Origin of the sequence: Patulibacter americanus DSM 16676, from assembly GCF_000420025.1 — a bacterium.
Classification (GTDB): Bacteria; Actinomycetota; Thermoleophilia; order Solirubrobacterales; family Solirubrobacteraceae; genus Patulibacter; species Patulibacter americanus.
The window spans coordinates 41,600-67,515 of record NZ_ATUD01000016.1 but is presented as its reverse complement, the minus strand read 5'-3'; the positions used below and the strand labels follow the sequence as shown (position 1 = coordinate 67,515).

25 protein-coding genes, 1 tRNA gene and 1 other RNA gene are annotated in these 25,916 nt (G+C 74.5%); 9 read left to right on the top strand and 18 right to left on the bottom strand.

Annotated features, from left to right (window positions below; translation table 11 throughout):
* Nucleotides 1–99: 99 nt before the first annotated feature.
* From F593_RS26815 to F593_RS0119310, 3 genes are read left to right on the top strand one after another with little or no spacing between them, the layout of a single operon-like run.
* A complete protein-coding gene (locus tag F593_RS26815) occupies nucleotides 100–1,224 on the top strand; it encodes a thiamine pyrophosphate-dependent dehydrogenase E1 component subunit alpha (RefSeq protein ID WP_022930392.1) in 1,125 nt (374 codons plus the stop codon).
* Nucleotides 1,221–2,186 carry an alpha-ketoacid dehydrogenase subunit beta gene (locus F593_RS0119315; protein ID WP_022930391.1) on the top strand — a complete coding sequence of 322 codons (966 nt, stop codon included), beginning with the start codon at nucleotides 1,221–1,223 and terminating at the stop codon, nucleotides 2,184–2,186. Before F593_RS26815 ends, F593_RS0119315 begins: the two co-directional genes overlap by 4 nt.
* Complete coding sequence (locus F593_RS0119310) at nucleotides 2,167–3,684, top strand: dihydrolipoamide acetyltransferase family protein (RefSeq protein ID WP_022930390.1); 1,518 nt, start codon at nucleotides 2,167–2,169, stop codon at nucleotides 3,682–3,684. Before F593_RS0119315 ends, F593_RS0119310 begins: the two co-directional genes overlap by 20 nt.
* A 79-nt stretch (nucleotides 3,685–3,763) precedes the next feature.
* Here F593_RS0119310 and F593_RS0119305 read toward each other — a convergent pair whose 3' ends face one another.
* The 9 genes from F593_RS0119305 to F593_RS0119265 form a co-directional block, all read right to left on the bottom strand.
* The gene (locus tag F593_RS0119305) at nucleotides 3,764–4,852 is read right to left on the bottom strand and encodes an isocitrate/isopropylmalate dehydrogenase family protein (RefSeq protein WP_022930389.1); all 1,089 of its coding nucleotides are present in this window, start codon (nucleotides 4,850–4,852) and stop codon (nucleotides 3,764–3,766) included.
* Nucleotides 4,849–6,240: an aldehyde dehydrogenase family protein gene (locus F593_RS0119300; RefSeq protein WP_022930388.1), complete on the bottom strand. Its 1,392-nt coding sequence runs from the start codon at nucleotides 6,238–6,240 to the stop codon at nucleotides 4,849–4,851. The genes F593_RS0119305 and F593_RS0119300 overlap by 4 nt, the downstream gene beginning before the upstream one ends.
* Nucleotides 6,237–7,052, bottom strand: coding sequence for an SDR family oxidoreductase (locus F593_RS0119295; RefSeq protein ID WP_084630217.1), 816 nt, complete (start codon nucleotides 7,050–7,052; stop codon nucleotides 6,237–6,239). The genes F593_RS0119300 and F593_RS0119295 overlap by 4 nt, the downstream gene beginning before the upstream one ends.
* A 102-nt stretch (nucleotides 7,053–7,154) precedes the next feature.
* Entirely contained in the window at nucleotides 7,155–7,859 is a 705-nt protein-coding gene (locus F593_RS26810) for a GntR family transcriptional regulator (protein ID WP_022930386.1), read from the bottom strand.
* A 5-nt stretch (nucleotides 7,860–7,864) separates the two neighbouring features.
* Nucleotides 7,865–9,082, bottom strand: coding sequence for a M20 family metallopeptidase (locus tag F593_RS0119285; protein WP_022930385.1), 1,218 nt, complete (start codon nucleotides 9,080–9,082; stop codon nucleotides 7,865–7,867).
* Nucleotides 9,079–10,917, bottom strand: a complete 1,839-nt coding sequence (locus F593_RS26805) for a dipeptide ABC transporter ATP-binding protein (RefSeq protein ID WP_022930384.1) — start codon at nucleotides 10,915–10,917, stop codon at nucleotides 9,079–9,081. Before F593_RS26805 ends, F593_RS0119285 begins: the two co-directional genes overlap by 4 nt.
* On the bottom strand, nucleotides 10,914–11,723 hold the full coding sequence (locus tag F593_RS0119275) for an ABC transporter permease subunit (RefSeq protein WP_028721819.1): 810 nt from the start codon (nucleotides 11,721–11,723) through the stop codon (nucleotides 10,914–10,916). Before F593_RS0119275 ends, F593_RS26805 begins: the two co-directional genes overlap by 4 nt.
* 109 nt (nucleotides 11,724–11,832) lie before the next feature.
* A complete protein-coding gene (locus F593_RS0119270; RefSeq protein WP_022930382.1) occupies nucleotides 11,833–12,777 on the bottom strand; it encodes an ABC transporter permease in 945 nt (314 codons plus the stop codon).
* Nucleotides 12,778–12,818: 41 nt separating this feature from the next.
* Nucleotides 12,819–14,336 carry an ABC transporter substrate-binding protein gene (locus F593_RS0119265; RefSeq protein ID WP_028721818.1) on the bottom strand — a complete coding sequence of 506 codons (1,518 nt, stop codon included), beginning with the start codon at nucleotides 14,334–14,336 and terminating at the stop codon, nucleotides 12,819–12,821.
* Between the two features lie 277 nt (nucleotides 14,337–14,613).
* On the opposite strand from F593_RS0119265, the gene F593_RS26800 reads away from it, so the two are divergent.
* The 3 genes from F593_RS26800 to F593_RS0119250 are packed head-to-tail and all read left to right on the top strand — an operon-like array spanning nucleotide 14,614 to nucleotide 18,195.
* Nucleotides 14,614–15,753: a thiamine pyrophosphate-dependent dehydrogenase E1 component subunit alpha gene (locus tag F593_RS26800; protein WP_022930380.1), complete on the top strand. Its 1,140-nt coding sequence runs from the start codon at nucleotides 14,614–14,616 to the stop codon at nucleotides 15,751–15,753.
* Complete coding sequence (locus tag F593_RS0119255) at nucleotides 15,750–16,745, top strand: alpha-ketoacid dehydrogenase subunit beta (protein ID WP_022930379.1); 996 nt, start codon at nucleotides 15,750–15,752, stop codon at nucleotides 16,743–16,745. Before F593_RS26800 ends, F593_RS0119255 begins: the two co-directional genes overlap by 4 nt.
* Entirely contained in the window at nucleotides 16,726–18,195 is a 1,470-nt protein-coding gene (locus F593_RS0119250) for a dihydrolipoamide acetyltransferase family protein (RefSeq protein WP_245540830.1), read from the top strand. Before F593_RS0119255 ends, F593_RS0119250 begins: the two co-directional genes overlap by 20 nt.
* Nucleotides 18,196–18,202: 7 nt before the next feature.
* Here F593_RS0119250 and F593_RS0119245 read toward each other — a convergent pair whose 3' ends face one another.
* On the bottom strand, nucleotides 18,203–19,054 hold the full coding sequence (locus F593_RS0119245) for a helix-turn-helix domain-containing protein (RefSeq protein WP_022930377.1): 852 nt from the start codon (nucleotides 19,052–19,054) through the stop codon (nucleotides 18,203–18,205).
* A gap of 101 nt (nucleotides 19,055–19,155) precedes the next feature.
* Between F593_RS0119245 and F593_RS0119240 the strand changes: the two genes are divergently transcribed.
* Nucleotides 19,156–19,854, top strand: coding sequence for an SDR family NAD(P)-dependent oxidoreductase (locus F593_RS0119240; RefSeq protein ID WP_022930376.1), 699 nt, complete (start codon nucleotides 19,156–19,158; stop codon nucleotides 19,852–19,854).
* A gap of 6 nt (nucleotides 19,855–19,860) precedes the next feature.
* On the opposite strand, the gene F593_RS26795 is transcribed toward F593_RS0119240, so the two are convergent.
* The 3 genes from F593_RS26795 to F593_RS0119230 form a co-directional block, all read right to left on the bottom strand.
* Nucleotides 19,861–20,601 (bottom strand): glutathione S-transferase family protein, encoded by a 741-nt coding sequence (locus F593_RS26795; protein WP_022930375.1) that lies wholly within the window; start codon nucleotides 20,599–20,601, stop codon nucleotides 19,861–19,863.
* A gap of 55 nt (nucleotides 20,602–20,656) precedes the next feature.
* Nucleotides 20,657–20,755: signal recognition particle sRNA small type (gene ffs / locus F593_RS29565), an RNA gene on the bottom strand.
* 202 nt (nucleotides 20,756–20,957) lie between these two features.
* A complete protein-coding gene (locus tag F593_RS0119230; RefSeq protein WP_022930374.1) occupies nucleotides 20,958–21,332 on the bottom strand; it encodes a hypothetical protein in 375 nt (124 codons plus the stop codon).
* 103 nt (nucleotides 21,333–21,435) lie between these two features.
* On the opposite strand from F593_RS0119230, the gene F593_RS0119225 reads away from it, so the two are divergent.
* A tRNA-Val gene (locus F593_RS0119225) sits at nucleotides 21,436–21,509 on the top strand.
* A gap of 64 nt (nucleotides 21,510–21,573) precedes the next feature.
* On the opposite strand, the gene F593_RS0119220 is transcribed toward F593_RS0119225, so the two are convergent.
* The 5 genes from F593_RS0119220 to F593_RS28865 all read right to left on the bottom strand — a co-directional run bounded on the left by F593_RS0119220 (nucleotide 21,574) and on the right by F593_RS28865 (nucleotide 24,988).
* Complete coding sequence (locus F593_RS0119220) at nucleotides 21,574–22,035, bottom strand: GFA family protein (protein ID WP_022930373.1); 462 nt, start codon at nucleotides 22,033–22,035, stop codon at nucleotides 21,574–21,576.
* Nucleotides 22,036–22,244: 209 nt separating this feature from the next.
* Nucleotides 22,245–22,550: a hypothetical protein gene (locus F593_RS0119215; protein WP_022930372.1), complete on the bottom strand. Its 306-nt coding sequence runs from the start codon at nucleotides 22,548–22,550 to the stop codon at nucleotides 22,245–22,247.
* Between the two features lie 100 nt (nucleotides 22,551–22,650).
* Nucleotides 22,651–23,604: a DMT family transporter gene (locus F593_RS26790; protein ID WP_022930371.1), complete on the bottom strand. Its 954-nt coding sequence runs from the start codon at nucleotides 23,602–23,604 to the stop codon at nucleotides 22,651–22,653.
* Between the two features lie 9 nt (nucleotides 23,605–23,613).
* On the bottom strand, nucleotides 23,614–24,183 hold the full coding sequence (locus F593_RS0119205) for a hypothetical protein (RefSeq protein WP_022930370.1): 570 nt from the start codon (nucleotides 24,181–24,183) through the stop codon (nucleotides 23,614–23,616).
* A 139-nt stretch (nucleotides 24,184–24,322) separates the two neighbouring features.
* Nucleotides 24,323–24,988, bottom strand: a complete 666-nt coding sequence (locus tag F593_RS28865; protein ID WP_211216190.1) for a class I SAM-dependent methyltransferase — start codon at nucleotides 24,986–24,988, stop codon at nucleotides 24,323–24,325.
* A 174-nt stretch (nucleotides 24,989–25,162) separates the two neighbouring features.
* Here F593_RS28865 and F593_RS0119190 point away from each other — a divergent pair, with 174 nt between their 5' ends.
* On the top strand, nucleotides 25,163–25,909 hold the full coding sequence (locus tag F593_RS0119190) for an MBL fold metallo-hydrolase (protein ID WP_022930367.1): 747 nt from the start codon (nucleotides 25,163–25,165) through the stop codon (nucleotides 25,907–25,909).
* Nucleotides 25,910–25,916 lie beyond the last annotated feature (7 nt).

Below are 25,916 nucleotides of genomic sequence, written 5' to 3'. Positions count from 1 at the left end.
GCGTGCGCGGCGTCACAGGGGTTGACTGATCCTCACGCGCAGGTGACGGGTGCCCCGCCCGGCCGCCGAGGCGCGCGACGACGACCAAGGACCCCGAGCATGGCCACCCTCACCCGCGCCGAGTCGCCCACCCCCGCCGCAGGCCCCCGTCCGAAGGCCGGCGCCCCCGACGCCGCGGCCCCGGACGCGGAGGCCGCCGCGTCGGACCCCGCCCTCACGCCCGACGACCGGCTCGCGCTGTACCGCTTCCTCGTCCAGATGCGCGCGATCGAGGAGCGCGGGGTCGCGCTCTACAAGCAGGGCAAGGTCCCCGGTTCGTTCTACGACGGCCGCGGCCAGGAGGCGATCTCCGTGGGCGCCACCTTCGCGCTGGGGCCCGACGACGTCGTCTGCTCGCCGCTGATCCGCGACCTCGGCGCGCACCTCGTGCGCGGCACCGACGTCACGGAGATCCTGCGCCATTACATGGGCCGGCAGAACGCGCTCAGCCACGGCCGCGAGGGCAACGTCCACTTCGGCGACCGCGCGCGCGGCGTCGTCGGGATGGTCTCGATGCTGCCCGACATGATGGTCGTCGCCGTCGGGCTGGCGATGGCGTTCCGCATGCGCGGCGAGCGGCGTGTCGCCCTGAGCTTCTTCGGCGACGGCGCCACCTCGCGCGGCGACTGGCACGAGGCGATGAACTGGGCGGGCGTCCGCAAGGAGCCCGTGGTCTTCGTCTGCGAGAACAACGGCCTGGCGTACTCCACCCCGTCGGACCGGCAGTTCGTGGTCGGCCCCGCAGAGCGAGCCGCGGGCTACGGCGTCGCGTCGACCACGGTCGACGGCAACGACGTCGAAGCGGTCCACGCGGCCGTGCACGCCGCGCGGCTGCGGGCGCTCGCCGGCGACGGCCCCACGCTCGTCGAGGCGCGGACGATGCGGATGCACGGCCACGGCGCCCACGACGACCAGCGCTACGTCGACCCGGAGCTGCTCGCGAGCTGGACGCCGAAGGACCCGCTCACGCGCTACGACGCCCGGCTGACGGAGCAGGGCGTCGACACCGCGGCGGTGCGCGAGCGCGTCGCCGCCGAGCTCGAGCAGGCCGTGACGGTCGCGCTGACCGCCCCGCTGCCCGACCCGGCCGTGGCGACCTCCGACGTCTTCTGCGCCGGCGAGCCCGCGACCCTCGGCCGGGGCGACGCCCCGTGGAGCTTCCACTCCCCGGAGGCCGCGGCATGAGCACCATGACCTACCTGCAGGCCATCACGGACGGCCTGCGCACGGAGATGCGCCAGGACGAGCGGGTCTTCGTGCTCGGCGAGGACGTCGGCGCGTTCGGCGGGGCGTTCAAGGCCACCGCCGGCCTGTACGACGAGTTCGGCGCCGACCGCGTGCAGGACACCCCGATCGCGGAGTCGGCGATCATCGGCGCGTCCGTCGGGGCGGCGCTGGCGGGGCTGCGGCCGGTGGCCGAGATGCAGTTCTCCGACTTCGTGGCCTGCGGGTTCGACCAGCTCGTCAACGTCGCGGGCAAGATGCACTACCGCACGGGCCTGGCCGTGCCGATGGTGCTGCGCCTGCCGACGGGCGGCGGCTTCGCGGGCGGCCCGTTCCACTCGCAGAACCCCGAGGCGTGGTTCATGCACGCCCCGGGCCTGAAGGTCGTGGCGCCGAGCACCCCGGCCGACGCGAAGGGCCTGCTGATGAGCGCCCTGCGCGACCCCAACCCGGTCTGCTTCCTCGAGCACAAGAACCTCTACCGGCGCCAGAAGGGCGAGGTCCCCGAGGGCACGCACCTCGAGCCCTTCGAGGCCCGCGTCGTCCGCGCCGGCGAGGAGCTGACGATCGTCGCCTACGGCGCGATGGTGCACGCGGCGCTGGCCGCCGCCGACACGTTCGAGCCCGGCCGCGTCGAGGTCCTCGACCTGCGCTCGCTCGTGCCCCTGGACGAGGAGGCGATCCTCGCCTCCGTCCGCCGCACGAGCAAGGTCCTGATCGTCGACGAGGCCAACGAGACGTGTGCCGCGGGCGCCCAGGTCGCCGCGCTCGTCGCCGACCGCGCGTTCTCCGACCTCGACGGCCCCGTCCGCCGGATCGCCACGCCCGACGTGCCGATCCCGTTCAGCCCGACGCTCGAGGCGTCCGTGCTGCCCACCCCCGACCGCATCGCGGAGGCCGCTCGTGAGCTCCTCGCCTACTGAGACCGCCGTCGGCCTGGTCGACGTCCTCATGCCCGCCATGGGCACCTCCGTCGTGGAGGGCACGATCGTCGAGTGGCACGTCGGCCCGGGCGACCCGATCGCCGCCGACGCCCCGATCTGCGAGATCTCGACGGACAAGGTCGACAGCGAGTGCCCCTCCCCCGCGACCGGCACGGTCGCCGAGGTGCTCGTCGCCACGGGCGAGACCGTCGCGGTCGGCACCGTGCTGGCGCGGATCGACACGGGCGGCGGCGCGGCGCCGAACGGCGATGCGGCCTCGGACGGCGGCGCGGCGACCGATGGCGCGCCGGAGGGTGACGTCACGCCCGTAGCGGACGCAGCCAGCGGCGGCACCCCTTCCACCGCGCCCGCCGGCGCGGCCACGGGCAGCAACGCCTCCCGGCCCTCGCGGCGGGAGCAGCTCCGCGGCTCCTCCCCCGTGGCGGCCCGGATCGCCGACGAGCACGGCCTCGACGTCACCCGCCTGGAGGGCTCCGGCCGCCACGGCCGCGTGACGAAGCGCGACGTCCTCGACGCCGTGGCGCAGGGCACCGGCGCGGCGGCGCCGGCACCCGCCGCGGACGCGCACGGTGGCGCGGGCGACGACGCCCCGATGCACATCGAGTCGCCCTACCGGGCCGACCCGACGTTGCTCGTGGCGGGCGCTCAAGCCGTCCCGGCGGGCGGCGCGACCGACGTCGTCCCCCCGACGACGCCCGCGACCCCCGCGGTCCCGCCGGCGCCGTCGCCCGTCGCCCGAGCGTCGTCGGCCGCGACGGCCCCGTCGGCGTCCCCGGCCCCGGCGCCGGCCGTCCCGGACGACCTGGGCGGCGTCGTCACCCCGATGTCGCGGATGCGCACGAGCATCGGCACCGCGATGCGCCGCGCCCTGGACACCGCCGCGCACTGCACGACGGTCGTGGAGTGCGACATGAGCCGCATCGAGCGCCAGCGCCGGGAGCTCGGCGTCACCGCGCTGCCGCTCCTGGCCCGCCACGCGATCGACGCGCTGCGCGAGTTCCCGGCCCTGAACGCCACGTTCGACGGCGAGACCCTGCGGCGGTACGAGCGCGTGCACCTGGGCATCGCGGTCTCGCTCGGCGAGGAGGGTCTGATCGTCCCCGTGCTCCACGACGCGCAGGACCTGAGCGCGGAGGGCATCGCGCGGCGCATCAAGGACGTCGCGGTGCGCGCCCGGGAGCGGCGGCTCGCCCCGGACGAAGTCCGCGGCGGCACCTTCACGATCACGAACCCCGGGGCCTCGGGCGCGCTCATCGCCACGCCGGTGATCAACGTGCCGCAGGTGGCGATCCTCGACCTGGAGGCGATCGTCCGCCGGCCCGTCGTCGTGACGGACGCCGACGGCCGGGAGAGCATCGCGATCCGCCCGATGGTCAACCTCTGCATGAGCTGGGACCACCGGGTGCTCGACGGCGTCTACGCCGCCCGGTTCCTCACCGCCCTGCGCCGGCGGATCGAGGGCGGCGCCGCGGCCTGAGGCGGCGGCCGGAGGCCGCGCCCGCCGGTCCTGCTGCCCGGAGGACCGACCGGGGCGCGGCCGCCCCGGCCCCCGGCCTTCAGACCGCGACGGGTCGGGGCAGCGCGTCGGCGACCGCGTCGGCTGCCTGCGCGGTCGTTGCGGTGCCTCCGAGGTCGCGGGTGCGGGCCGCGCCGTCGCGGACCGCCTCGCCGACCGCGCGCTCCAGGGCGGTGGCCCCCTGCGGGCAGCCGTTCTCGCGCAGCAGCATCGCGCCGGAGAGGACGGCGGCCAGGGGGTTGGCGATGCCCTGCCCCGCGATGTCGGGCGCCGAGCCGTGCACGGGCTCGAAGAAGCCCGGACCGTCCTGCCCCGGGGCGACGTTCGCGCTCGGCGCCATCCCGAGTCCGCCAGCGAACGGGGCGCCGAGGTCCGAGAGGATGTCGCCGAAGAGGTTGGAGCAGAGCACCACGCCCATCGACTCCGGGCGGGCGACCATCCGTGTCGCGAGCGCGTCGACGTAGAGCTTCTCCAGTGCGACGTCGGGGAACTCGGCCGCGCCGAGGCCGAAGACGACCTCGTCCCACAGGCCGTAGCCGTGCCGGGCGACGTTGCTCTTCGTCGCCAGGGTGAGCGTCTGCCCGCGCTCGCGCGCCTGGGCGAACCCGACGCGGGCGATCCGCTCGATCGCGCGGCGGGAGTGGACGGCGACCTCCGTGGCGACCTCGTCCGGGGTGCCCTGGTGGACCCGCCCGCCGATCCCGGAGTACTCGCCCTCCGTGTTCTCGCGGACGACGAGGAAGTCGACCTTCGCGCCGTCGCGGGCCGGGGTCTCGATGCCCTCCCAGCCCACCACGGGCCGCAGGTTCGCGTAGAGCTGCAGGCCCTTGCGCAGCGGCAGGACGAGCGTCCAGACGGACACGTCGGGGTCGACCTTGGGGTGGCCGACGGCGCCGAAGAGCACGGCGTCGTGGGCGCGGACGACGTCGAGCGCGTCGTCCGGCATCGCGGTGCCCGTGCGCAGCAGGCGGTCGCCGCCCCAGTCGAGGTCGGTGACCTCGAGCCCCGCGCCGTCCAAGCGCGCGGCCGCGGCGATCACGGGCAGCGCGGCGTCGACGACCTCGGGGCCGATGCCGTCGCCGCGCACGGCGGCGACCCGCACGGTGCGGCCGTTCTGCGGCGTGCTCACAGCGCCACGCACACGTTCTTGACCTGGGTGTAGGCGAACATCGCGTCCATGCCCTTTCCGCGCCCGTAGCCGGAGCGCTTCATCCCGCCGAACGGGATCTCGACGCCGCCGGCGACGCCATAGGAGTTGACGAAGACCTGCCCGACGTCGATCGCCGCGGCGACCCGGTGGGCGCGCGAGAGGTCGCGGGTCCAGACGCCCGCGACGAGGCCGTAGGGCGAGTCGTTGGCGAGCTCGATGGCCTCGGCGTCCGTCGTGAACGGCGTCGTGGCGAGCACCGGCCCGAAGACCTCCTCGCGGAACAGCTCCATCCCGGGCGTGACGCCGGTGACGAGCGTGGCCTGCAGGTACCAGTCGTCCTCGTGGCCCGCGGGGCGCTCGCCACCGCGGGCGACGGTCGCACCCTCGCGGCGGGCCGTGTCGAGCATGCCGAGCGCGCGGTCGAGCTGGGTCTGCGCGACGACGGGGCCCAGGTCGGGGTCGTCCTTGCCCGGCCCGATCCGCAGGGCGTCGAGCGCGTCGCCGACCCGCGCGACGACCTCGTCGTGGATGTCGGCGTGGACGAGCAGGCGACTGCCGGCCGAGCAGCTCTGCCCGGCGTTCTGGATCAGCGCCTTGACGACGGCCGGGACCACGCGGTCGAGGTCGGCGTCGGCGAAGACGACGTTCGGCGACTTGCCGCCGAGCTCGAGCTCCACGGGCACGAGCCGCTCGGCGCACGCGTGCGCGACGGCGGTCCCCGTGGCGGCGGAGCCCACGAACGTCACGTGCGCGACGTCGGGGTGGTCCACGAGCGCGGCGCCGACGGCGCCGTGTCCGGTGGCGATGCCGACCATCCCCTCCGGGATCCCGGCCTCGACCGCGAGCTGCGCCCAGCGGATCGGAGTCTGCGAGGCCAGCTCGGACGGCTTGACGACCACGGCGTTGCCGCCGGCCAGGGCCGGCGCGGCGACGCGGGTGATCATCTGCAGCGGGTAGTTCCAGGGGATGATCTGCGCGCAGACGCCCCACGGCACCCGCAGGGTGTAGTCCACGACGTCGGGGCCGAGCGGGATCGAGCGGCCCTCGAGCTTGTCGCAGGCACCCGCGTAGAACTCGAGGTAGCGGACGGTGACGGCCACGTCGGCCACGGCCTGGGCCATGGGCTTGCCCGTGTCGCGGCACTCGAGCTCGGCCAGCTCGGCGCCGTCACGCTCGATCAGCCGGGCCAGGCGGGAGAGCGCGGCGGCGCGGTTGACGGGGAACCGCCACTCGTGCGAGGTGCGCTGCGCGTCGCGGGCGGAGCGGACGACCTCGTCGACCTGCGCCGGCGTCATCTCGACGACCTCGGCGAACGGCTGACGGGTCGCGGGGTCCACGGCGGGGAACGTCGGGGCGGCGGTGCTCACAGGTCCCGCCCGCCATCGACGTTGAGCGCGATGCCGGTGACGTAGCGGGCGTCGTCCGACGCGAGGTAGGCCACCGCGGCGGCGACGTCCTCCGCGTCGATCGCGCTGCCCAGCGGGATCGTGGCGGCCATCTTGTCCAGCAGCTCGTCCTCCGCGGCGAGCTTGAACTCGTGGAGCATCGGCGTCTTCACCGCCACGGGGTTGATCGCGTTGACGCGGATCCTGTCCGCGGCGAGCTCGAGCGCCAGCGCGCGGGTCAGGCCGAGAACGCCGCTCTTCGCGGCGGCGTAGGCGGAGAGGCCCGGCCGCGGGTGCACGGCGGACGTCGACGCGGTCACGACGATCGACCCGCCGCCGCGCTCGCGCATCGCCGGGGCGACGGCCTGCGCGCCGACGAAGAAGGCGGTCAGGTTGACCGCGATGAGGGCGTCCCACTCCCCCCGGCCGACGTCGGCCAGCGGCTTGGCGGCCTGTGCCATCCCCGCGTTGTTGTGGAAGACGTCGACGCCGCCGAAGCGGGCGACGGTCTCCGCGACGAGCCGGGCCATGGCGTCGGGGTCGGTGACGTCGGCCTGGACGGCGAGGGCGTGGGCGCCGATCGCCTCGGCGGTCTGCAGGGCGGCGGCCTCGTCGCGGTCGGAGGCCACGACGGACGCGCCCTCGTCGGCCAGCCGCGCGGCGGTCGCGCGCCCGATGCCCGAGCCGGCGCCCGTCACGATCGCGATGCGGCCCTCGAGCCGGCGGCCGCTCGCGTGGGGCACGGGGCGCGCCCCGGCCTGCGGGGCGGCGGTGGAGGGGGTGTCAGTGGGCACGGGGAGGCACCTCGGGGGAAGGCGGGGACAGGAAGGGGATGGTCAGGCGCGGGCCGGGCGCGCCGGGGACGGCGACGCCGCCGTGGGCCGACGGGGTGCCGCTCATGGGGTGGACGGCACCCGCTCCGCCTGTTGCTCGCGGGTCCGGAGGAGGCCGTCGATGGTGACCCGGATGTGCTGCCGGGCCTGCTCCTCGGCCTGCGCTCCGTCGCCCTTGGCGATGGCGGCGACGATCAGCTCGTGCTCGGCGACGGCGCTGCGGGCGCGGTCCTCGGCGATCAGCCGCTTCGGCACGAACACCTGGGAGGTCAGCGGCACCAGGGGGAGCTGCCCGGTGACGAAGTCGTTGTCGGCCAGGTCGACGATGCGGGCGTGGAAGGCGACGTTGGCCTGCGTGTAGCCGCCGACGTCGAAGGACCCGGAGGCGTCCGTGAACGTGTGCTGGCGCTCGAGCATCTCCTCGAGCTCGGCGACGTCGGCGCGGGTGGCGCGCAGCGCGGCGAGGCGGGCGGCGAGCCCGTCGAGGACCTCACGGACCGCGTAGGCGTCCAGCAGCGTCTCGTGGTCGATGGCGACGACGCGGACGCCGCGGCCGGGCTCGGCGGTCAAGAGGCCCTCGCGCTCGAGCACCCGCAGCGCCTCGCGCAGCGGGGTGCGGGAGACCTGCAGGTCGGCGGCGAGCTGCTCTTGGCGCAGCGCGGCACCCGGCTCGTACGCGCCGGCGTAGATGCGCTCGCGCAGCACCTGGGCCACCTCGTCGACGAGCCGGATCCGGCCACGCCAGCTGATGCTGTCCGAGTCGCCCATGGGGGCTAGTGGTCCCCCGCGAGGAACCGGCGCGCGGCGTCGGCGTAGACCCGGGCGTAGCGGTCGAGGTCGTCCACGTCGACGTACTCGTCGGCCTGGTGGGCGATCCACTTGTCGCCCGGGCCGTAGACGACGACGGGCACGCCGGCGTCGCGCTGCAGGATCGTGCCGTCGGTGGCGCCGGGGACGCCGCCGTAGGCGGGCACGACGCCCGTCTCGGCCTCGTGGGCGGCGACGACCGCCTGCACGACGGGGTGGTCCTCGGCGATCTCGACGGCGGGGCGGTCGTCGATGACGGAGGCGGTGACGGAGACGCCGAGGGGGTGGGCGCCCTCGCGGGCCAGCGCCTCGACCTCGGCGACGAGCCGCGCGTGGTCGACCCCGGTGACCGTCCGCACGTCGATCCGCACCGAGGCGTCGGCGGGGATGACGTTGACCTGGTCCAGGCTGCCCGCCAGGGAGACCGTCGGCGTCACGTGGACCACGCCGAGGTGCTCGTGCTCGGGGTAGGTCTCGCGCAGCCCCTCCTCGTAGGCCTCGAGGGCGGCGACGAGCCGGGCGGCGGCGACGATCGGGTTGCGGCCCTGGTGCGGCATCGCGCCGTGCGCCATCCGGCCGCGGAACTCCAGGGCGATCCGGACGGCGCCCTTCGCGGCCACGCAGACCTCGTCGCCCTCGGGCTCGCACACGATGCACGCGTCGATCGAGCGCGCGAGCTCGGTCTGGGCGACGTGCTTGGCGCCGAGCATCATGCCCTCCTCGTCCGCGAGCACGAGCAGCACCACGCGGCCGGGGAAGGGACCGGCGAGCTGCAGCGCGCGGACCCCGAAGAGCATGGAGGCGACGCCCGCCTTCATGTCGGCGGTGCCGCGGCCGTACATGCGGCCGTCGCGGATCTCGGCGCCGTAGGGCTCGACGCTCCACTGACCCAGGTCGCCTTCCGTCACGACGTCCGTGTGGCCCTCGAAGCCGAGCGTCGGCCCGGGGCCGCCCCCGCCCTCGATCACCGCGAGGACGTTCGGCCGGCCGGGGGCTACCTCGACGACCTGCGGCTCCCACCCGAACGCGCGCATCTGGTCGGCGACGAGGGCGGCGGCGACGGACTCGTCGCTGCCCGTCTCGGGCTCGTGGACGCTGCGGATGCGGACGAGCTCCTGGGTGAACCGGACGAGCGCATCCACGTCCAGCAGGGTCGGGGTGTCCGTCGTGGTCTGCTCGGTCATCGGCCGAGCACCTCCTGGGAGTCGTGGACGCCGTGGGCGCGCAGGGACCGCTCGAGCGTGGGGACGGCCGCGAGCAGCTCCTGCGTGTAGGCGTGCGCCGGGTGGGTGTAGACCTGCTCCGTCGCTCCGCTCTCGACGACCACGCCGTTGCGCATGACCGCGACGGCGTCGCAGACGTGGCGGATGACGGAGAGGTCGTGCGAGACGAAGATCAGGGTGAGCCCGTACTGCTCGACGAGGTCGGTGATCAGGTCCAGGATCTGGGCCCGCACGGACACGTCGAGCGCCGAGACCGCCTCGTCGGCCACGAGCACCCGCGGCCGGACGGAGAGCGCACGGGCGATCGAGATCCGCTGCCGCTGGCCGCCGGAGAACTGGTGCGGGTACCGCGTCGCGGCGTCGGCCGGCAGGCGGACGGCCTCGAGCAGCTCGGCCACGCGGGCCCGCTGCTCCGCGGCCGGCGCGCCCTGCGCGACGAGCGGCTCGGCGATCACGTCCTGCACGCGCATCCGCGGGTCGAGCGAGCCCATCGGGTCCTGGAACACCATCTGCAGGTCGCGGCGCAGGAACGTCAGGTCGCGCTCCTTGCGCCCCGCGATCTCCTGCCCGGCGAAGCGGATGGAGCCGGCCGTGGGCTGGTCCAGCCCGGCGATGAGCCGGATCAGCGTCGACTTGCCCGAGCCCGACTCGCCGACGATCCCGAACCGCTGGCCCGCGTGGATGTCGAGGTCGATGCCCCGCAGCGCGCGGACCTCGGGCGCCGGGCGCCGCAGCGAGGTCCGCGGGCGGCGGTAGCTGCGCTCGACGCCGCGGACGGTGATGAGCGGGCCGTCGCCCTCGTCGGCCTCGGCGGCGTGCGCGGCACGGCCGGGGCGGCCATGGGCCGCGGTGGTGGACGGGGCGCCGGCGGACGGGGCCACCCCGGACGGGGCGGGGGCGGACGGCGCGGCGGCCGTCCGGGCCTCCCCCGCGTTGCGCAGCCGCTCGCCGCGCCCGCCGCTCTCCAGGTCCGACGCCGCCAGCAGGCTCTGGGTGTAGGGGTGCTCGGGGGTCGTGAAGACGCGGGCGACGGGGCCCTCCTCCACGATCCGCCCGTCGTGCAGGACGAGCACGCGGTCGCAGACGCTGGCGACGACGGCGAGGTCGTGGGTGATGAAGAGCAGTGCCGCGTCGTGGTCGGCGACGCCCTCGCGGATCAGGTCGAGCATCTGCTCCTGGACCGTCACGTCGAGCGCCGTCGTCGGCTCGTCGCAGATCAGCACGGCCGGGTCGTTGCTCAGCGCCATGGCCAGCATCACGCGCTGGCGCTGGCCGCCGCTGAGCTGGTGCGGGTAGGCCCGGGCGGTCGCCTGCGGGTCGGGGATCCGGACCCGGCGCAGCATCTCGACCGCGTCGGCGGCCGCCGCGCGCTTGTCGCTGTGCTTGCCGTGCAGCAGCATCACCTCGGCGACCTGGGCGCCGACGCGCATGAGCGGGTTCAGGGCCGTCATCGGCTCCTGGAAGACCATGCTCATCCGCTGCCCGCGGATGCGGGCCATCTGCGCCTCGGTCGCGCCCACGAGGTCGTGGTCGCAGCCGCTCAACCGCACGGACCCCTCGGCGGTGAGCCCGTCGGGCAGGAGCCCCATGGCCGAGAGCACCGTCAGCGACTTGCCCGAACCGGACTCGCCGATGATCCCGAGGCGCTCGCCGGCGCCGAGGGTGAAATGCATGTCGTGCAACAGCGTGGTGTGGGCGGTCTTGACCTGCAGGTCGGAGACCTGGAGGACGGGGGCGATCACGGGCGCGGGCCCGTCGGTCGCGCCGGCGGGGACGGGGGCGTCGGCGGCGCTCATCGGCGGTCGTCCAGTCGGGGATCGAAGCGGTCGCGGAGCCCGTCGCCGAGCATGTTGAAGCCGAGCACCGCCAGGGCGATCGCCAGGCCGGGCCAGACGGAGAGCATCGGGGTGGAGTGCAGCGTCTCCTGCGACTCCTGGAGCATCCGGCCCCAGGACGGGTTCGGCGGCTTCGTGCCGAACCCGAGGAACGAGAGCGCCGCCTCGGCCAGGACGGCGATGCCGAACGCCACGGACGACTGCACGATGAGCAGCGGGGCGATGTTCGGCAGCACGTGGCGGCGGGCGATCGCCCAGCGGGAGCGGCCGGCGGAGCGCGCGGCCAGCACGTACTCCGAGCGCACCACCTGCAGGGTCCCGCCGCGGGCGATGCGGGCGAACGCCGGCACCGTCGCCAGGCCGATGGCCAGCATCGCGGTCAGCGTGCTGGCGCTGAAGACCGCGCCGAACATGATCGCCAGCAGCAGCGCCGGGAACGCCAGCAGCAGGTCGCAGGCGCGCATGATGAACTGGTCGACCCCCCGCGGGGCCATCCCGGCGAGCACGCCGAGCGGCGTGCCGAGCAGCGCGGCCACGCCGACGGCGACGACGCCGACGAACAGCGTCGTCCGCGCGCCCCACATGATCTGGCTGAGCACGTCGCGGCCGAACTTGTCCGTGCCGAGGATGTGGCTGGCGCTCGAGCCGGTCAGGCGCGCGTCGGCGTCGATGGCGGTCGGGTCGTAGGGGGTCCAGACGAACGAGACGAGGGCGAGTAGCGCGATCAGGCCGACGAGCGTCAGGCCGATCCGCATGCTGGGCGTCATCGGCCGCCGGCGCCGCGGCGTCGCGACGACGGCGGGCTCCTGGACGTCCGGCGCCATGCCGGCGACACCGGTGCTCATCGCACCACCTCCGAGGGGGAACGGGCGGGCATCAGGAGCCGCGCAGACGGGGGTCGATGACCGTGTACAGCAGGTCGACGACGTAGTTGATGAGCAGGACCGCGACGACGAGCACCATCACGACGCCCTGCACGAGCAGCAGGTCGCGGCTCGAGACGCCGTCGAGCAGCAGGCTGCCCAGGCCGGGAATGACGTAGACGCGCTCGATCACGACCGCGCCGATCAGCAGCGCGGCCAGCTGGAGCCCGAGGACGGTGACGACGGGGATCGCGGCGTTGCGCAGCCCGTGGCGGACGAGCGCCTGCGAGCGCGTGAGCCCCTTGGCCCGGGCGGTGCGCAGGAAGTCCTCGCGCAGCACCTCGAGCACGGCGGAGCGGACGTAGCGCGTGAGCACCGCGCCCTCGACGAGCCCGAGCGAGATCGCGGGCAGCGCGAGCTGCCGCAGGAATCCGACGAAGTCGTCGTCGGGCGCGGTCCAGCCCGAGGACGGGAACCAGCCGAGCGTCACGGAGAAGAGCGCGACGAGCAGGATGCCGGCGAGGAACGCGGGCACCGCGGCGCCGAGCTGGCTGACGCCCGAGAGCGCCAAGCCGCTCCCCCGCTGGTGCCGCGCGGCGGCCAGCGTGCCGAGGGGCAGCGCGATCAGCAGCGAGACGACCATCGCGGCGAAGACCAGGATCATCGTGACCTGCAGGCGGTCGGAGATCTGGGCCGTGACGGACTCGCGGCTGATGAGCGAGCGCCCGAAGTCGCCCGTGAGCAGCCCGCCGGCCCAGTCGACGTACTGGGTGGGCAGCGGGCGGTCCGTCCCGAACTCGGCCCGCACCGCGGCCACCGCCTCGGGCGTGGCGTTCGTGCCCAGGGAGACCTCGGCCGCGTCCCCGGGGAGGACGGCCATGAACAGGAACACGAGGACCGACGCCGCCACGATCGAGGCGACGAAGACGGCGGTCCGGCGCAGGACGGTCAGCAGCACGTGCCGACCCCCTTGCGCGTGTGGCCGAGGCGGGTCATCGGCTAGCGGGAGATCGTGGTGACGTCGAGGGCCTCGCTGACGCGGTTCTTCGGCAGGCCCTTCACGTCCTTGTCCGCCACGAGCAGGCTCGGCATGAGGTAGAGCCAGATCGCGGCGTTGTCCTCGGAGATCTTGCGGGCGACCTGCTTCATGTCGGCCACCTGCTCCTCCTCCGTGCCGGAGTCGGCCTTCGCCAGCAGCGACTGCACCTGGGCGTTGTCGTAGCCCCAGTAGTAGTCCTCGTTGCCGAAGGTCACGATGTCGCGCGGCTCCGTGTGGCGCACGAGCGACATGTCGTAGTCCTTCTTCGTGAAGACCTCGGCGAGCCAGCGGGCCGGGTACTCCAGGATCTCGATGTCGGCGTCGACGCCGATCTTCTCGAGCTGCGACTTGACGACCTGCGCCGGGGCGACGGCGTAGGGCAGGTTCGGGATGCGGAAGCGCAGCTTCAGGTTGGACTTGCCGGCCTGCGCCAGGAGCGCCTTGGCCTTCGCGGCGTCGTAGGGGTGCGCGGCCTTCAGGTCCTCGTACCAGGGGTCCGTCGGCGGGACCATGCTGCCGATCGGCGTGCCGCGACCGGCCCAGGCGGCCTTGCGCACGGCGTCCCGGTCGATGCCGAGGCTGATGGCCTCGCGGACCTTCGGGTCCTTCATCGGACCGCTGGCGTTGTTCAGCGCCATCGTCAGCTCGCCGTTCGTGGTGCCCTCGGTGACCACGAAGCGGTCGTCGCCCTCGAACTGCGAGAGCGAGTCGGGGGCCTGGACGTCGCCCACGACGTCGATCGCGCCGGAGAGCATGGCGTTGTTCAGCGCGGTGCCGTCCTTGAAGTACTTCAGCGTGACCTCCTTCATCGCCGGCTTGTCGCCCCAGTAGGCGGGGTTCTGGGCCAGGACGATGGAGTCGCCGCGGGTGCGGCGCTTAAGCACGTAGGGGCCCGTGCCGACGGGCTTCGTCGGCAGGTCGTCCACGCCGTCGGGCGTGTACATCGCGCCGATGCGGGTGGTCATCTGGAAGAGCCAGCCGTTCGACGGCTTCTTCAGCTCGACGGCGACCTTCGTCGGCGAGAGCACCTTCACGCGCCGGACGACGTCCATGTTCGACTTGAGCGAGACCTTCCAGTCGTCGCTCTTCACGCGGTCGATCGAGAACTTCACGGCCTCGGCGTCGAACGGCGACCCGTTGGAGAACTTCGCGTTCTCCTGCAGCTCGAAGGTGTAGGTCTTGCGGTCGTCGCTGATCTCCCACGACTTCGCGAGCAGCGGGACGATCTTGCCGTCCTGGTCGAGCTTCACCAGGCCCTCGTAGACGTTGACGAGCATCGCCTCGGGGATGCCCGTGCCGTCCGTGGTGCTGAAGTCGAGGTTCTCCGGCTCGACCGTGAGGCCGATGGCGACGTTCTGCTCCTTCGCGCCGTCCCCGCCCCCGCTCGAGCTCGTGCTCGTGCCACCGCAGGCGGCGAGCGAGGCGGAGAGCGCGCCGGCGGCGAGCAGTGCAGTGGCTTGGGGAACGAATCGGGGCACAGCGGCACCTTTGTGACGGAGGACCTGGCGGGCCGTGCTTCGCCGGACCTGCGTGACGAACAGCACAGGCCTTTTGTATCCAGGATGCAGGATGGCGTCAAGGCGGATGCGCCACGGACCCCTCCGGCGGGCGAGCCCTGGGGCCCCCTCATGCCCCTCCGCGTACCGCCGTCGATACCGGCGGCCGTACCCCACGCAAACCCCCGGTACAGCAGGGGATTCCCGTCCCCGGGCGGCCTCCGCGACCGCCTCCCGATGGGGCAGAATCGGGCCCGTCGTGCTCGCCGAGTCCCCCGCCCCGCCGTCCACCGTCCCGTCGCTGAACCGCGCAGACCGGGAGGCCCTGCTCGGGTTCCTCGTCGGCATGCGGACCTTCGAGGAGCGCGGCGTCGCCCTCTACAAGCAGGGCCGCACGCCCGGATCCTTCTACGACGGCCGCGGCCAGGAGGCGATCTCCGTGGGTGCCGCGTTCGCGCTCGGCCCGGACGACGTGATCTGCTCGCCCCTGATCCGCGACCTCGGCGCGCACCTCGTCCGCGGCACCGACCTGACGGAGATCATCCGCCACCACCTGGGCCGCGACAACCGCCTGAGCCGCGGCCGCGAGGGCAACGTGCACTTCGGCGACGTGGACCGCGGTGTGGTCGGGATGGTCTCGATGCTGCCCGACATGATGGTCGTCGCCGTCGGCCTGGCGATGGCGTTCCGCCTGCGCCGCGAGCGCCGGGTGGCGCTGACGTTCTTCGGCGAGGGCGCGACGTCGCCGGGCGCGTGGCACGAGGCGATGAACTTCGCCGGCCTGCGCCGCGAGCCGGTGATCCTCGTCTGCGAGAACAACGGCCTGGCGTACTCCACGCCGTCGAGCGCCCAGTTCGCCGTCGGTCCGGCGGAGCGCGCCGCCGCCTACGGCATGCCGGGCGTCGTGGTCGACGGCAACGACGTCGAGGCCGTCTTCGCCGCCACGCACGCCGCCCGCGAGCGCGCCCTGCGCGGCGACGGCCCCACCCTGATCGAGGCCCGCACCATGCGGATGAACGGCCACGGCTCGCACGACGACGCCCGCTACGTCGACCCGGAGCTCCTGGCCGCGTGGGCGGAGCGCGACCCGATCGCGACCTACGAGGCCCGCCTGCGCGCCGACGGCATCGACGTCGACGCGATCCGCGCGGCCGTCCTCGCGCGCCTGGACGCGGCGGTGGAGGCCGCGCTGGCGACCCCGCTGCCCGACCCGTCCTCGGCCACCGAGGGCCTGTTCTGCACGACGGAGCCGCGGCCGCTGGGCCGGGGCGACGCGCCGTGGAGCGGGCACGCGGCGACGAGCAGCGGCGCAGCGGCCGGAGACGCCGCGGCGGGCGACCCCCCGGCCGGGGACACGACGATCGAGGGCGCCGGGCCCGCGGCCGGGAGCCCGCGATGAGCACCCTCGACACCACCGCGCCGGCCACGGCCACGATGACCTACCTGCAGGCGATCACGGACGCCCTGCGCGTCGAGATGCGCCGCGACGAGCGGGTCTTCGTCCTCGGCGAGGACGTCGGCGCCTTCGGCGGCGCGTTCAAGGCCACGGAGGGGTTGTTCGACGAGTTCGGCGCCGACCGCGTGCAGGACACGCCGATCGCCGAGGCGGCGATCATCGGCACCTCCGTCGGGGCCGCGCTGGCCGGCCTGCGCCCGGTCTGCGAGGTCCAGTTCGCGGACTTCGTCGCCACGGGCTTCGACCAGCTCGTCAACGTCGCCGGCAAGATGCACTGGCGGACGGGCCTCGCCGTCCCGATGGTGCTGCGGCTGCCCTCGGGCGGCGGCTTCGCGGGCGGCCCGTTCCACTCCCAGAACCCGGAGGCGTGGTTCATGCACGCCCCGGGCCTGAAGGTGCTCGCGCCGTCGACGCCCGCCGACGCGAAGGGCATGCTCAGCGCCGCGATCCGCGACCACAACCCGGTCTGCTTCCTCGAGCACAAGCACCTCTACCGCCGGATCAAGGGCGAGGTGCCCGTCGGCGAGCACCTCGAGCCGTTCACCGCCCGCGTGGCGCGGGCCGGCGAGGAGCTGACGATCGTGGCCTACGGCGCGATGCTCCACCTGGCGCTCGAGGCCGCGGCAAGGTTCGAGCCCGGCCGCGTCGAGGTCCTCGACCTGCGCTCCCTCGTGCCGCTGGACGAGGAGGCGATCCTCGCCAGCGTGCGCCGCACGAGCAAGGTCCTGATCGTCGACGAGGCCAACGAGACGTGTGCCGCGGGCGCCCAGGTCGCCGCGCTCGTCGCCGACCGCGCGTTCTCGGACCTCGACGGCCCCGTCCGCCGCGTCGCCGCGCCGGACGTGCCGATCCCCTTCTCCCCCGTCCTCGAGCAGCAGGTCCTGCCCACCGCCGACCGGATCGCGGAGGCCGCGCGTGAGCTCCTCGCCTACTGAGTCCGCGGCCCCGGGCGCGGTGCCCGGCGCGTCCGCCGCCACCGTCGAGGTCCTGATGCCCCAGATGGGCACCTCGATGGTCGAGGGCACCGTCGTCGCCTGGCGCGTGGCCGTGGGCGACGCCGTCGAGCGCGACGACGTCCTGTGCGAGGTCACGACGGACAAGGTCGACGTGGAGTGCCCCGCCCCCGCGGCCGGTGTCGTGGCGGAGCTCGTGGCCGCGGAGGGCGAGACGCTCGACGTGGGCGCCGTCATCGCCCGGCTGGCGGCGAGGGACGGCGTCGCGGCCGCTGCGGCGCCCAGCCTCGACGCCGCGGTGGGGGACCCAGCAGCCGCCGCGAACACGACGTCCACCGCGGTGCCGGGGGCGACCCCGGACCCGGCGGCCACCGCGAGGCCCGCCGAGGGCGCCGCGGCGTCGACGCCCAGCAACGGCGCCCCGTCCCGCCGCGAGGCGCTGCGCCGCTCCTCCCCCGTCGCCGCCCGCCTCGCCGCCGAGCACGGCCTCGACGTCCTGGAGCTGCGGGGCACCGGCCGCAACGGCCGGGTGACGAAGCGCGACGTGCTCGCGGCGGCCGAGGCCCCCGTCGCGCAGGCGCCCGCGCTCATGCACACGGAGTCGCCGTACCGGCACGACCCGTCGATCCCCGTGGCGGGACCGGCACCGGTCGAGGCGACCGCGGTGGACCCCGGCCCGCCGGGGTCCGAGGCGCGGTCGGCCACCCCGGGCCCGCCGTCCGCCGACGCCGCCGCCCCGGGCCCGGGGCCCGTCGTGCCGACCGACCTCGGCGGGGTCCCCGAGCCGGCGTCCCGCATGCGCCGCTCCATCGGCGCGGCCGTCCGTCGCTCGCTCGACACCGCGGCGCACTGCACGACCGTCGTCGAGTGCGACATGAGCCGGATCGAGCGCGAGCGGCGCGAGCGCGGCCTGACCGCCCTGCCCCTGCTCGCCCACCACACGATCCGCACCCTGCGGGAGTTCCCCGCGCTCAACGCGACCTTCGACGGCGAGACGGCCGTCCGCTACGGCGAACGGGTCCACCTCGGCATCGCCGTCTCCCTCGGCGACGACGGCCTGATCGCGCCGGTGATCCACGACGCGCAGGACCTGAGCGTCGAGGGCCTCGCCCGGCGGATCAAGGACCTGGCGGCCCGCGCCCGCGCCGGCCGGCTGAGCCCGGACGAGGTCCGCGGCGGCACCTTCACCATCACGAACCCGGGGGCCGCCGGCGCCCTCCTGGCCACCCCGGTCATCAACCTGCCGCAGGTGGCGATCCTCGATCTCGAGGCGATCGTCCGCCGCCCCGTCGTGGTGACGGACGACGACGGCAACGAGAGCATCGGGATCCGCCCGATGGTGCATCTCTGCATGGGCTGGGACCACCGCGCGCTCGACGGGCTCTACGCCGCGCAGTTCCTGACGGCGCTGCGCCGCCGCGTCGAGGGCTGAGGCTCCCTCAGCCGGCCGACTCCACCGCCAGGTCCTGCGTGCCGATCGCGTCGAGCAGCGCGAGGGCGCGCGCCGCGGGCGTACCCGTCTCGGCGCTGTAGACCACGAGCCGCAGGTCCGACGACGCGTCCGCGAGCACGTCGCAGTCCACGACGATCTCGCCGACATCGGGATGCACGATCCGCTTGAGGATTCCCCGGGAGGGCGCGACGGCGCCCGTCTCCCACCGCGTGCGGAAGCGGTCGCTCGTCCGCCGCAGGTCGTCCACGAACGCCCGCAGGCGGTCGTCCCCGGGGAAGCGGCCCAGGGCGTCGCGCAGGTCCGCGACGGCGTGCGCCTCGAAGGCGTCCCGCTCCTCCACGGTCTGGACGACACGGCTGGGCACGTCGGTGAACTGGCGAAGCAGCACGTTGCCCGGCCGACCGGGGGCGCTCGCCTCGGGGCCCAGGAGGGCGACCGCGAGGGGATTGCTGAGCACCACGTTCCACTCCACGTCGATCACGCGAACGGCGGCGTCGCCCAGGCGATCGACGATGCGCGCGACCGCGGGCGTCACGTGCCGGCCCGCGCTACCGGCCCCGGGGACGGCGTGGCCGGCCAGGCGGAAGAGGTGGTCGCGCTCGTCCGCGCTCAAGCGCAGCGCCCGCGCCAGCGGCCCCAGGACCTCGGCCGACGGCCGCGCCGCACGCCCCTGCTCCAGACGGGCCAGGTACTCGACCGACAGGCCGGCGAGCGTGGCCACTTCCTGCCGACGCAGGCCGGGCGTACGCCGCCGACGCGTGGGTGCGATGCCGGCGACGGCGGGGTCGAGGCGGTCGCGCCAGGTGCGCAGGCAGCTCCCGAGGTCGTTCGGATCCACGCCTCCATGATCGCGCGTTCCGGCGGGCGGAAGGTCGCCCTGCGGGTACCCGCCTCACGCGGTCTCTTTTGCCGGACGAGGAAGCGCGGAACGCTGTGCCCATGACCACTTCCCTCATCACCGGCGGCAACAAGGGCCTCGGCCGCGAGACCGCCCGCCGCCTGCACGCCGCCGGCCACGACGTCTGGATCGGCGCCCGCGACGAGCAGGCCGGCCGCGCGACGGCGGACGAGCTCGGCGTCCGCTTCGTCGCCCTCGACGTCACGCGCCAGGACACCATCGACGCTGCCGTCGCGACGATCGCCGCCGCGGGCGGCCTCGACGTGCTGGTGAACAACGCCGCCATCGCCGACGGCATGGCCACGCCGTTCGTCGACACCGATGTCGCGGCGATGAACGCGATCATGGACACCAACGTGCTCGGCCCGATGCGCCTCGCCATCGCCTGCTGGCCGCTGCTGCAGGCGTCGCCGGCCCCCGTCGTCGTGAACGTCTCGAGCAGCCTCGGCTCGCTCGGACGCTCCACCACCGACCCGGAGCTGTTCGAGCACGGCTACCTGCCGGTGGCCTACCCCGCGTCGAAGGCGGCGCTGAACATGGTGACCGTGAAACTCGCCCGCGCGCTGCCCCGCGCCCGGGTCAACGCCGTCAACCCGGGGTTCTCGGCCACCGACCTCAACGACCACCTCGGGCCGCTGACCGTCGAGGTCGGCGTCGAGCCCATCGTGCAGGCCGCGCTGCTGGGCCCGGACGGCCCGACGGGCACGTTCTTCGAGGCCGAGGGCGTCGTGGCCTGGTAGCGGCCCCTACCGCGTCGGCACCCAGCCCTTGGGCAGGGCGCCGGCGGGCACGAGGCCCGGGTTGTCCGGGAACAGGCGGCGGGCGATCTCCTCGCCCGGGCGGCCCACGATCAGCGGGTGCAGGTCCTCGACGACGAGCAGGGTGCGGAGCGACGCCCCGATCTGCAGGTCGGCGGCGGTGACGTGGTCGGTGCCGATGGTGCCGTCGGCGGCGAGCGCGTCGATCCGGTCGAGCTTCTCCGGCAGGCCCTGCAGGCTGTCGAACAGCGTCTGGGCGGTCAGGCCGTGGTACTTCCACGTGGCGCGGATGACCTTGATGGCGTAGTCCGTGCCGGCCGCGTCGAGCTGGCCGGCGCCGCCGAAGGTGCCCAGCGACTCGGGGCGGAAGTACAGGGCGCCCCACGGGATGTACCGCGCGAGGTCCTGGAACTCCGCCTCGCCCCACCGCTCGGCCTCGTGCACGGCCTCGGCGATCGGCGCCGGGTAGAGGGCGGGCTCGGGCTGGATCTGCTCGAGCCGCTCGAGGATCGTGACGGAGCCGTGGACGGGCTCGCCGTCGACGAGGATCCCGGGGACCGTCGTGCGGCCCGCACCGTAGATCTCCTCCATCTGCGCCACGTGCGGGCCGGGCGCGAAGTCGACGCGCTCGTACGGCAGGCCCTTGAGCTGGAGCGCGGCCTCGACCGTGTGGCACGGCGGCGAGGGCGGCAGCACGTGGAGGGTGATCGCGGGAGCGAGGCCGGTCATGCCGTCCACCCTATGCGCCGCGGCGCCGACACGAAATCAGCCCGTCGCCGACGACTCCGGGGGAGGCACCCGCGCGCCCACCGACTACCGCTTAAGGCTGCTTCCTTCCGGACCTGACCTGGTTCACGGGCCGGCGTCGCACGGGGACTCCCCCATCGATGCCGTCGACGACGGGCTCATCCCGCCGTACGCGTCTGGCGATCCTAGCGAGCGCCGCGAAGACCGGGCGCCCGCCCTGCCCGGCGCCGCGGTGACCGGGCGCCGGCGCTGCGCGAGCGGCCGGGGCCGGACCTCGGTGCTCGCGGCCGGGCCGCGGCCGGACCGCGCACGTCGCCCGGAGGCGACGGTGTCGTCGGTCAGTCGCCGGCCATCATCTGGAACACGGCCTTCAGCACGAAGTACGCGCCGACCGGGATCGCGACGAGCGCGATGACGAGGAAGACCGTGGAGTGCGTGATGCCCGCGAGCACCAGCAGGCCGACGAGGACGAACATCACGCCGGTGATGCGGATGAGGAACGCGTTGGCCGTGGGGGCGTCCTCCGGGTCGACGGCGATCTCGTCGTCGTCGAAGCGGGCGCCGCCACGGGGCGACTTGTTGCGGTCCTCGGCCTCGTCGCTGGGCTGCGCCGGACCCTCATCGTCCGTGCGGTGCAGGCCCGCGGCCTCGGAGTCGTTGATGGTCCCCTTCGCCGCCTCTTCGCGCCCGTACGGCTCTTCGCGCTCTTCCATCGCCTAAGGATCCCATGAACGGCGGCGCGCGGGTAGCACGGGCGGGACGACCCGCCGTCAGAGGACGCGTCCGCGCGCGGCGCGCTACTCTCTACGACTCTCCGGGCGTATAGCTCAGTTGGTTAGAGCGCTCGCTTCACACGCGAGAGGTCACTGGTTCGAGTCCAGTTATGCCCATGAACACCGAAGGCCCCGCATGGCGGGGCCTTCGTCGTTCTGGGGGGCTGGACGGGCGCGGCCCTCAGCCGCAGCCTCCGGGCATGTGCTGCCGGGCGATGCCCTCGTCCACGTCGGGACGGGCCCAGTGCTGCGGCACGTCGAGCGGCTTGGTCCAGGAGATGCGGCGCGCCGTGAAGATCTCCGTGATCGGCGGCCTGACGGTCTCGGGGTCGTCGAGGCTGCCGAGCATCACGAACACCGTGCCCGGGAAGCCCGAGAGCTTGTTCGTGAAGACGCGGGCGCCGCAGTCGGGACAGAAGTTGCGCTCGAGCGTGTTGCCGCTGTCGGCCACGTAGGCGTAGGGACGCGGGTTGCCGCTGAGGAGCTTGAAGTCGTCCTCGGCGACGCTGAAGTACGACGCCATGACGCCACCCGAGGACCGCTGACAGTCCTTGCAGTAGCAGTCCGCGACGAAGTCGGGGGCGTTGTTGAACTCGTACGTGATGGCGCCGCACTCGCAGCGTCCGGTGAACTTGGCGGACAAGGTCCTGCTCCTTCGAGTCGATGCCGGTGCCCGCCGTGGACCCACTCCACCCCCGCCGAGGTACGGGGCGGGCGGCGCCGCGGACGCCCGCGGCGGACCAAGCCAGCTTCACCCCGGAGGCCCCCGTCGCCAAGAACGAAGCGGCCCGGAGCCAGAAGGGATGCCGATGGGCCCCGCCGGCGGGGAGCGCCCGGGACGTCCCGACGCCCTCACCGCAGGAACCCGCGCAACACCGCCCGCGCCGCCGCCCCCTCGTCGTGCTCCTGCGTGGCGTAGCGGTGCAGCGCCACGCGCAGCGCGACGAGCTCGGCCTGCGCGGCGCGGGAGCGGGCGACCTCGTGGTCGAGCATCCGCCGGCACCGCGTCGCCTCGACGAGCGCGTCGCGTCCCGCGATCTGCAGGGCGGTGCGTGCGAGGTTGCGGCCGTGGTGCTCGGCCCAGCGGTCGTCCATCCCGACCACGTCGCGGAGGTAGTCGATGATCGCGCCGCGCAGCTCGTGACTCGAGGGATCCAAGGCGAACGTATGTTCGCACGCGGAGGCCTATGCATCGGGGCCGGGACGGCGATGTACGACTGAGCAGGCGTTCTTGCGCGAGACGTCCATCGACCGTTCCCTATCGCGCCGCGGCCCCCGTCGGCGCCTCGCCGGCCGCCACCGATGCCCCGTCCGCCCCGCCCCGCGGCCCCCGCCGCGACGGGGCCGTCACGATCACCAGCCCGCACAGGACCGCGCCCACGCCCACGAGCTGCAGCGCGGTCGGCGACTCCCCGAGCAGCACGACCCCCAGGAGCACCGAGCCCATCGGCTGGATCGTGAGGATCACCGAGGTCAGGGCCGCCGGGAGCTGCGGCAGGGCGCGCGAGATCAGCATCCAGCCGAGGACCTGCGAGGTCAGGGCCAGGGTCAGCAGCCAGGCGTGCGCGGGCCAGGAGGGCAGCAGGTCGGCGTCACCGACGACCAGGCCGGCCGCGATCGCCACGAGGGCGCTCGAGATCGTCGCGTCGCACAGCGGTCCCGCGGGGCGGGTGTGGTCGACGGTGGCCGCGCGCAGGAGCAGCAGGAATCCGGCGTAGGTCAGGCCCGTGAGCACGCCGAAGACGGCGCCGCGCAGCGGGTGCTCGCCGTAGGCGCCCTGGTCGAGGACGCCCGAGATCAGCACGACGCCGCCGAGGACCACCGGGAGGGCGGCGAGCACGCGGCGGCCGGGGTGCTCGGAGAGCACGGCCCACGCCACGAGCGGCACGAGGGCCACCTGCAGGTTGGCGAGCACGGTCGCGAGCCCGGCGCCGACGTCCTGGATCGCGTGGTGCCAGAAGAGCAGGTCCGCCGCGAAGAACACGCCGGCCGCCCACGCCAGGCGGCGCTCCCGGGCGCCGCGGACGGGCGCGTCGGCGCCCCGGGACTCCCACCACGCCAGCAGCAGGAGGGCCGGGATGGCGTAGACGCAGCGGAAGATCGCCGCGGTCGACGGCGAGACGTCGGCGACCTTCACCAGGATGCTCGAGAACGCGATCGTCAGCGCGCCGAGCACCGACATCACGCGGGGACCCGCGAGGGCGGCGACCACCTCGGCGGCCTACTCGACCCGCAGGCCCGAGCGGTGCCCGACGCGCTCGAACGCCACGCCGTCGGGGAAGGTCAGCTCGTGCGCGAGCTTCCACGCCGGGGTCTCGTCGCGAGCGTAGAAGCGGTCGGGCAGGCCCTTGACCCGCGGGGTGCGTGAGCGCGGGAACGGCAGCAGGAAGTCGCGGAACGCCAGGCCCAGCAGCCGGTCGACGAGCGACCCCCGCCAGAGCACGTCGAGCAGGATGCGGTCGCAGCGCACCTCGCTCATCCGGCCCAGGTTGCCGAGCCACGGCTCGAAGTAGTCCCGCGGCGACTCGCGCAGGCCCCACGTGAGGACGAGGTCGACGTCGGCGCGGAGCACTGCGCGGTGGAGGTGGCCGGCGTCCGAGGCGTTCGGCGTGCCGGGCCGGGCGCCGGCGTCGTCTCCCTGGACCGCTCCCGAGCCGTCGCCCTCGCCCTCGTCCTCCTCGGCGACCGCCCGGGTCGCCCCGCCGCCGCCGAACCCCGGCCCGGCCGGCAGGAGCCGCCAGTGCGCGGGCTGCGTGGCCGCGATCCGCTCGTGGAGCTCGCGCAGGGTCACGCGGGGCGACCGGCGGCAGCGGGGTCGAGCGGGGGGACCATCGGGGCGATGCTACGGACGCGGGCGGAGGGGATCGGTCGCGATCCCGGCGGAGCCGGTCGGACGCGGCCGGAGCTGGTCGGTCGTGAGCCTCGCGGCGTCAGGGGCGCCGCGCGGCGATCCGCACGCCCGGACGCACCGGCCACGGCTGGCGCGGGCCGGCGAACCGGTCGACGGCCTCGACCTCGAGCGGGCTGGCGCCGACGACGGCGACGGCGTCCTGGTTGCAGCGGCAGCCGCGGACCGCGAACCGCCACGCCGGCGCGACGGCGTCCTGCGCCCCCGCCCCGAGCCGCGTGTCCGCGCGCACGTGCTCCAGGCCCAGGTAGCGGCCGCCAGGCCGCAGCACGCGCGCGACCTCGTGCAGCACGGCCGCGGGGTCGTCGACGCTGCACAGCACGAAGGTCCCCACCACGGTGTCGACGGACCCGTCGGCGGCGGGCAGCGCCTCCCCCGTGCCGTCCAGGACCCGCACGGCGGGCGCCGACGAGCGCCCATCCGTGGCCGCCACGAGCGCCTCCCGCATCGCCGGCGCGGGCTCGACGAGCAGCAGCTCGTCCACCCCGGCCCCGTAGTGCTCCACGTTCAGCCCGGTGCCGGCGCCGACCTCGAGGACCCGCCCGTGGGCGTCGGCGACGAGCGCCCGCCGGATCCCGCGCATGCCGGCCGCCTCGGAGCGCTCCTGCACCCGGGTGTACCCCGCGACGAACAGGCGCTCGTGCAGGCGGTCGGCCGCGGCCAGGCCCGCACGGATCGGGGCGGGCACGGCGGCCCTCATATGACGCGCAGGACGAACAGCAAAGCCAGCGTGAGGATGACGGACAGGACGAGGGAGCCGAAGCAGCCCAGGCCGGAGGAGAAGAAGAGCATCCTCGCGAGGTACCCGCGGAACCCGGCGCCATGCGCGCGTATCCCTGCGGCGATGGGGTATCCCCGCGACATGCTCGAGACCGATGTCGCACCCGGCGTCCACCGCATCGAGGACGCCTACACGAACTGGTACCTCGTCGAGGGCGACGCCGGGTTGACCGTCGTCGACTGCGGCGTGCCCACCTCGTGGGGGTCGTTCCAGGACGCGCTGAAGGCGATCGGGCGCACCACGGACGACGTCCGTGCCGTCGTCCTCACCCACGCCCACTTCGACCACGTCGGCTTCGCGGAGCGCGCCCGCAAGGAGCTCGGGGTGCCGATCCACGTGCACGAGAACGACGCCCCGCTCACGCGCCACCCCTCGCGCTACGACCACGAGCGGCCGCGCTCCCTCTACCTCGCCACCCAGGTCAAGGCGATGCCGATCGTGGCCTCGCTCGTCCGCAACCGGGCGTTCTGGCCGGCGGCGATCAAGGAGGTCGTCCGCTACGACGACGCGACCCACACGCTGGCGGTCCCCGGCGACCCGATCCTCGTACGCACCCCCGGCCACACCCTCGGCCACACCTCGCTGCACCTCCGCGATCGCGACGCCGTCATCGTCGGCGACGCCTTCGTGATGCTCGACCCCTACACCGGCAAGCGTGGCCCCCGCGTCGTGGCCCGCGCCGCGACGGCCGACAGCGAGCGCAACCTCCGCACCCTCGACGCCCTGGCCGCCACGGGCGCCTCGAAGGGCCTCACGGGCCACGGGCCGGCCTGGACGGGCGGACTCGAGGCCGCGGTGGCCCGTGCGCGGGAGAACGGGGTGGCGTAGGGGCCCG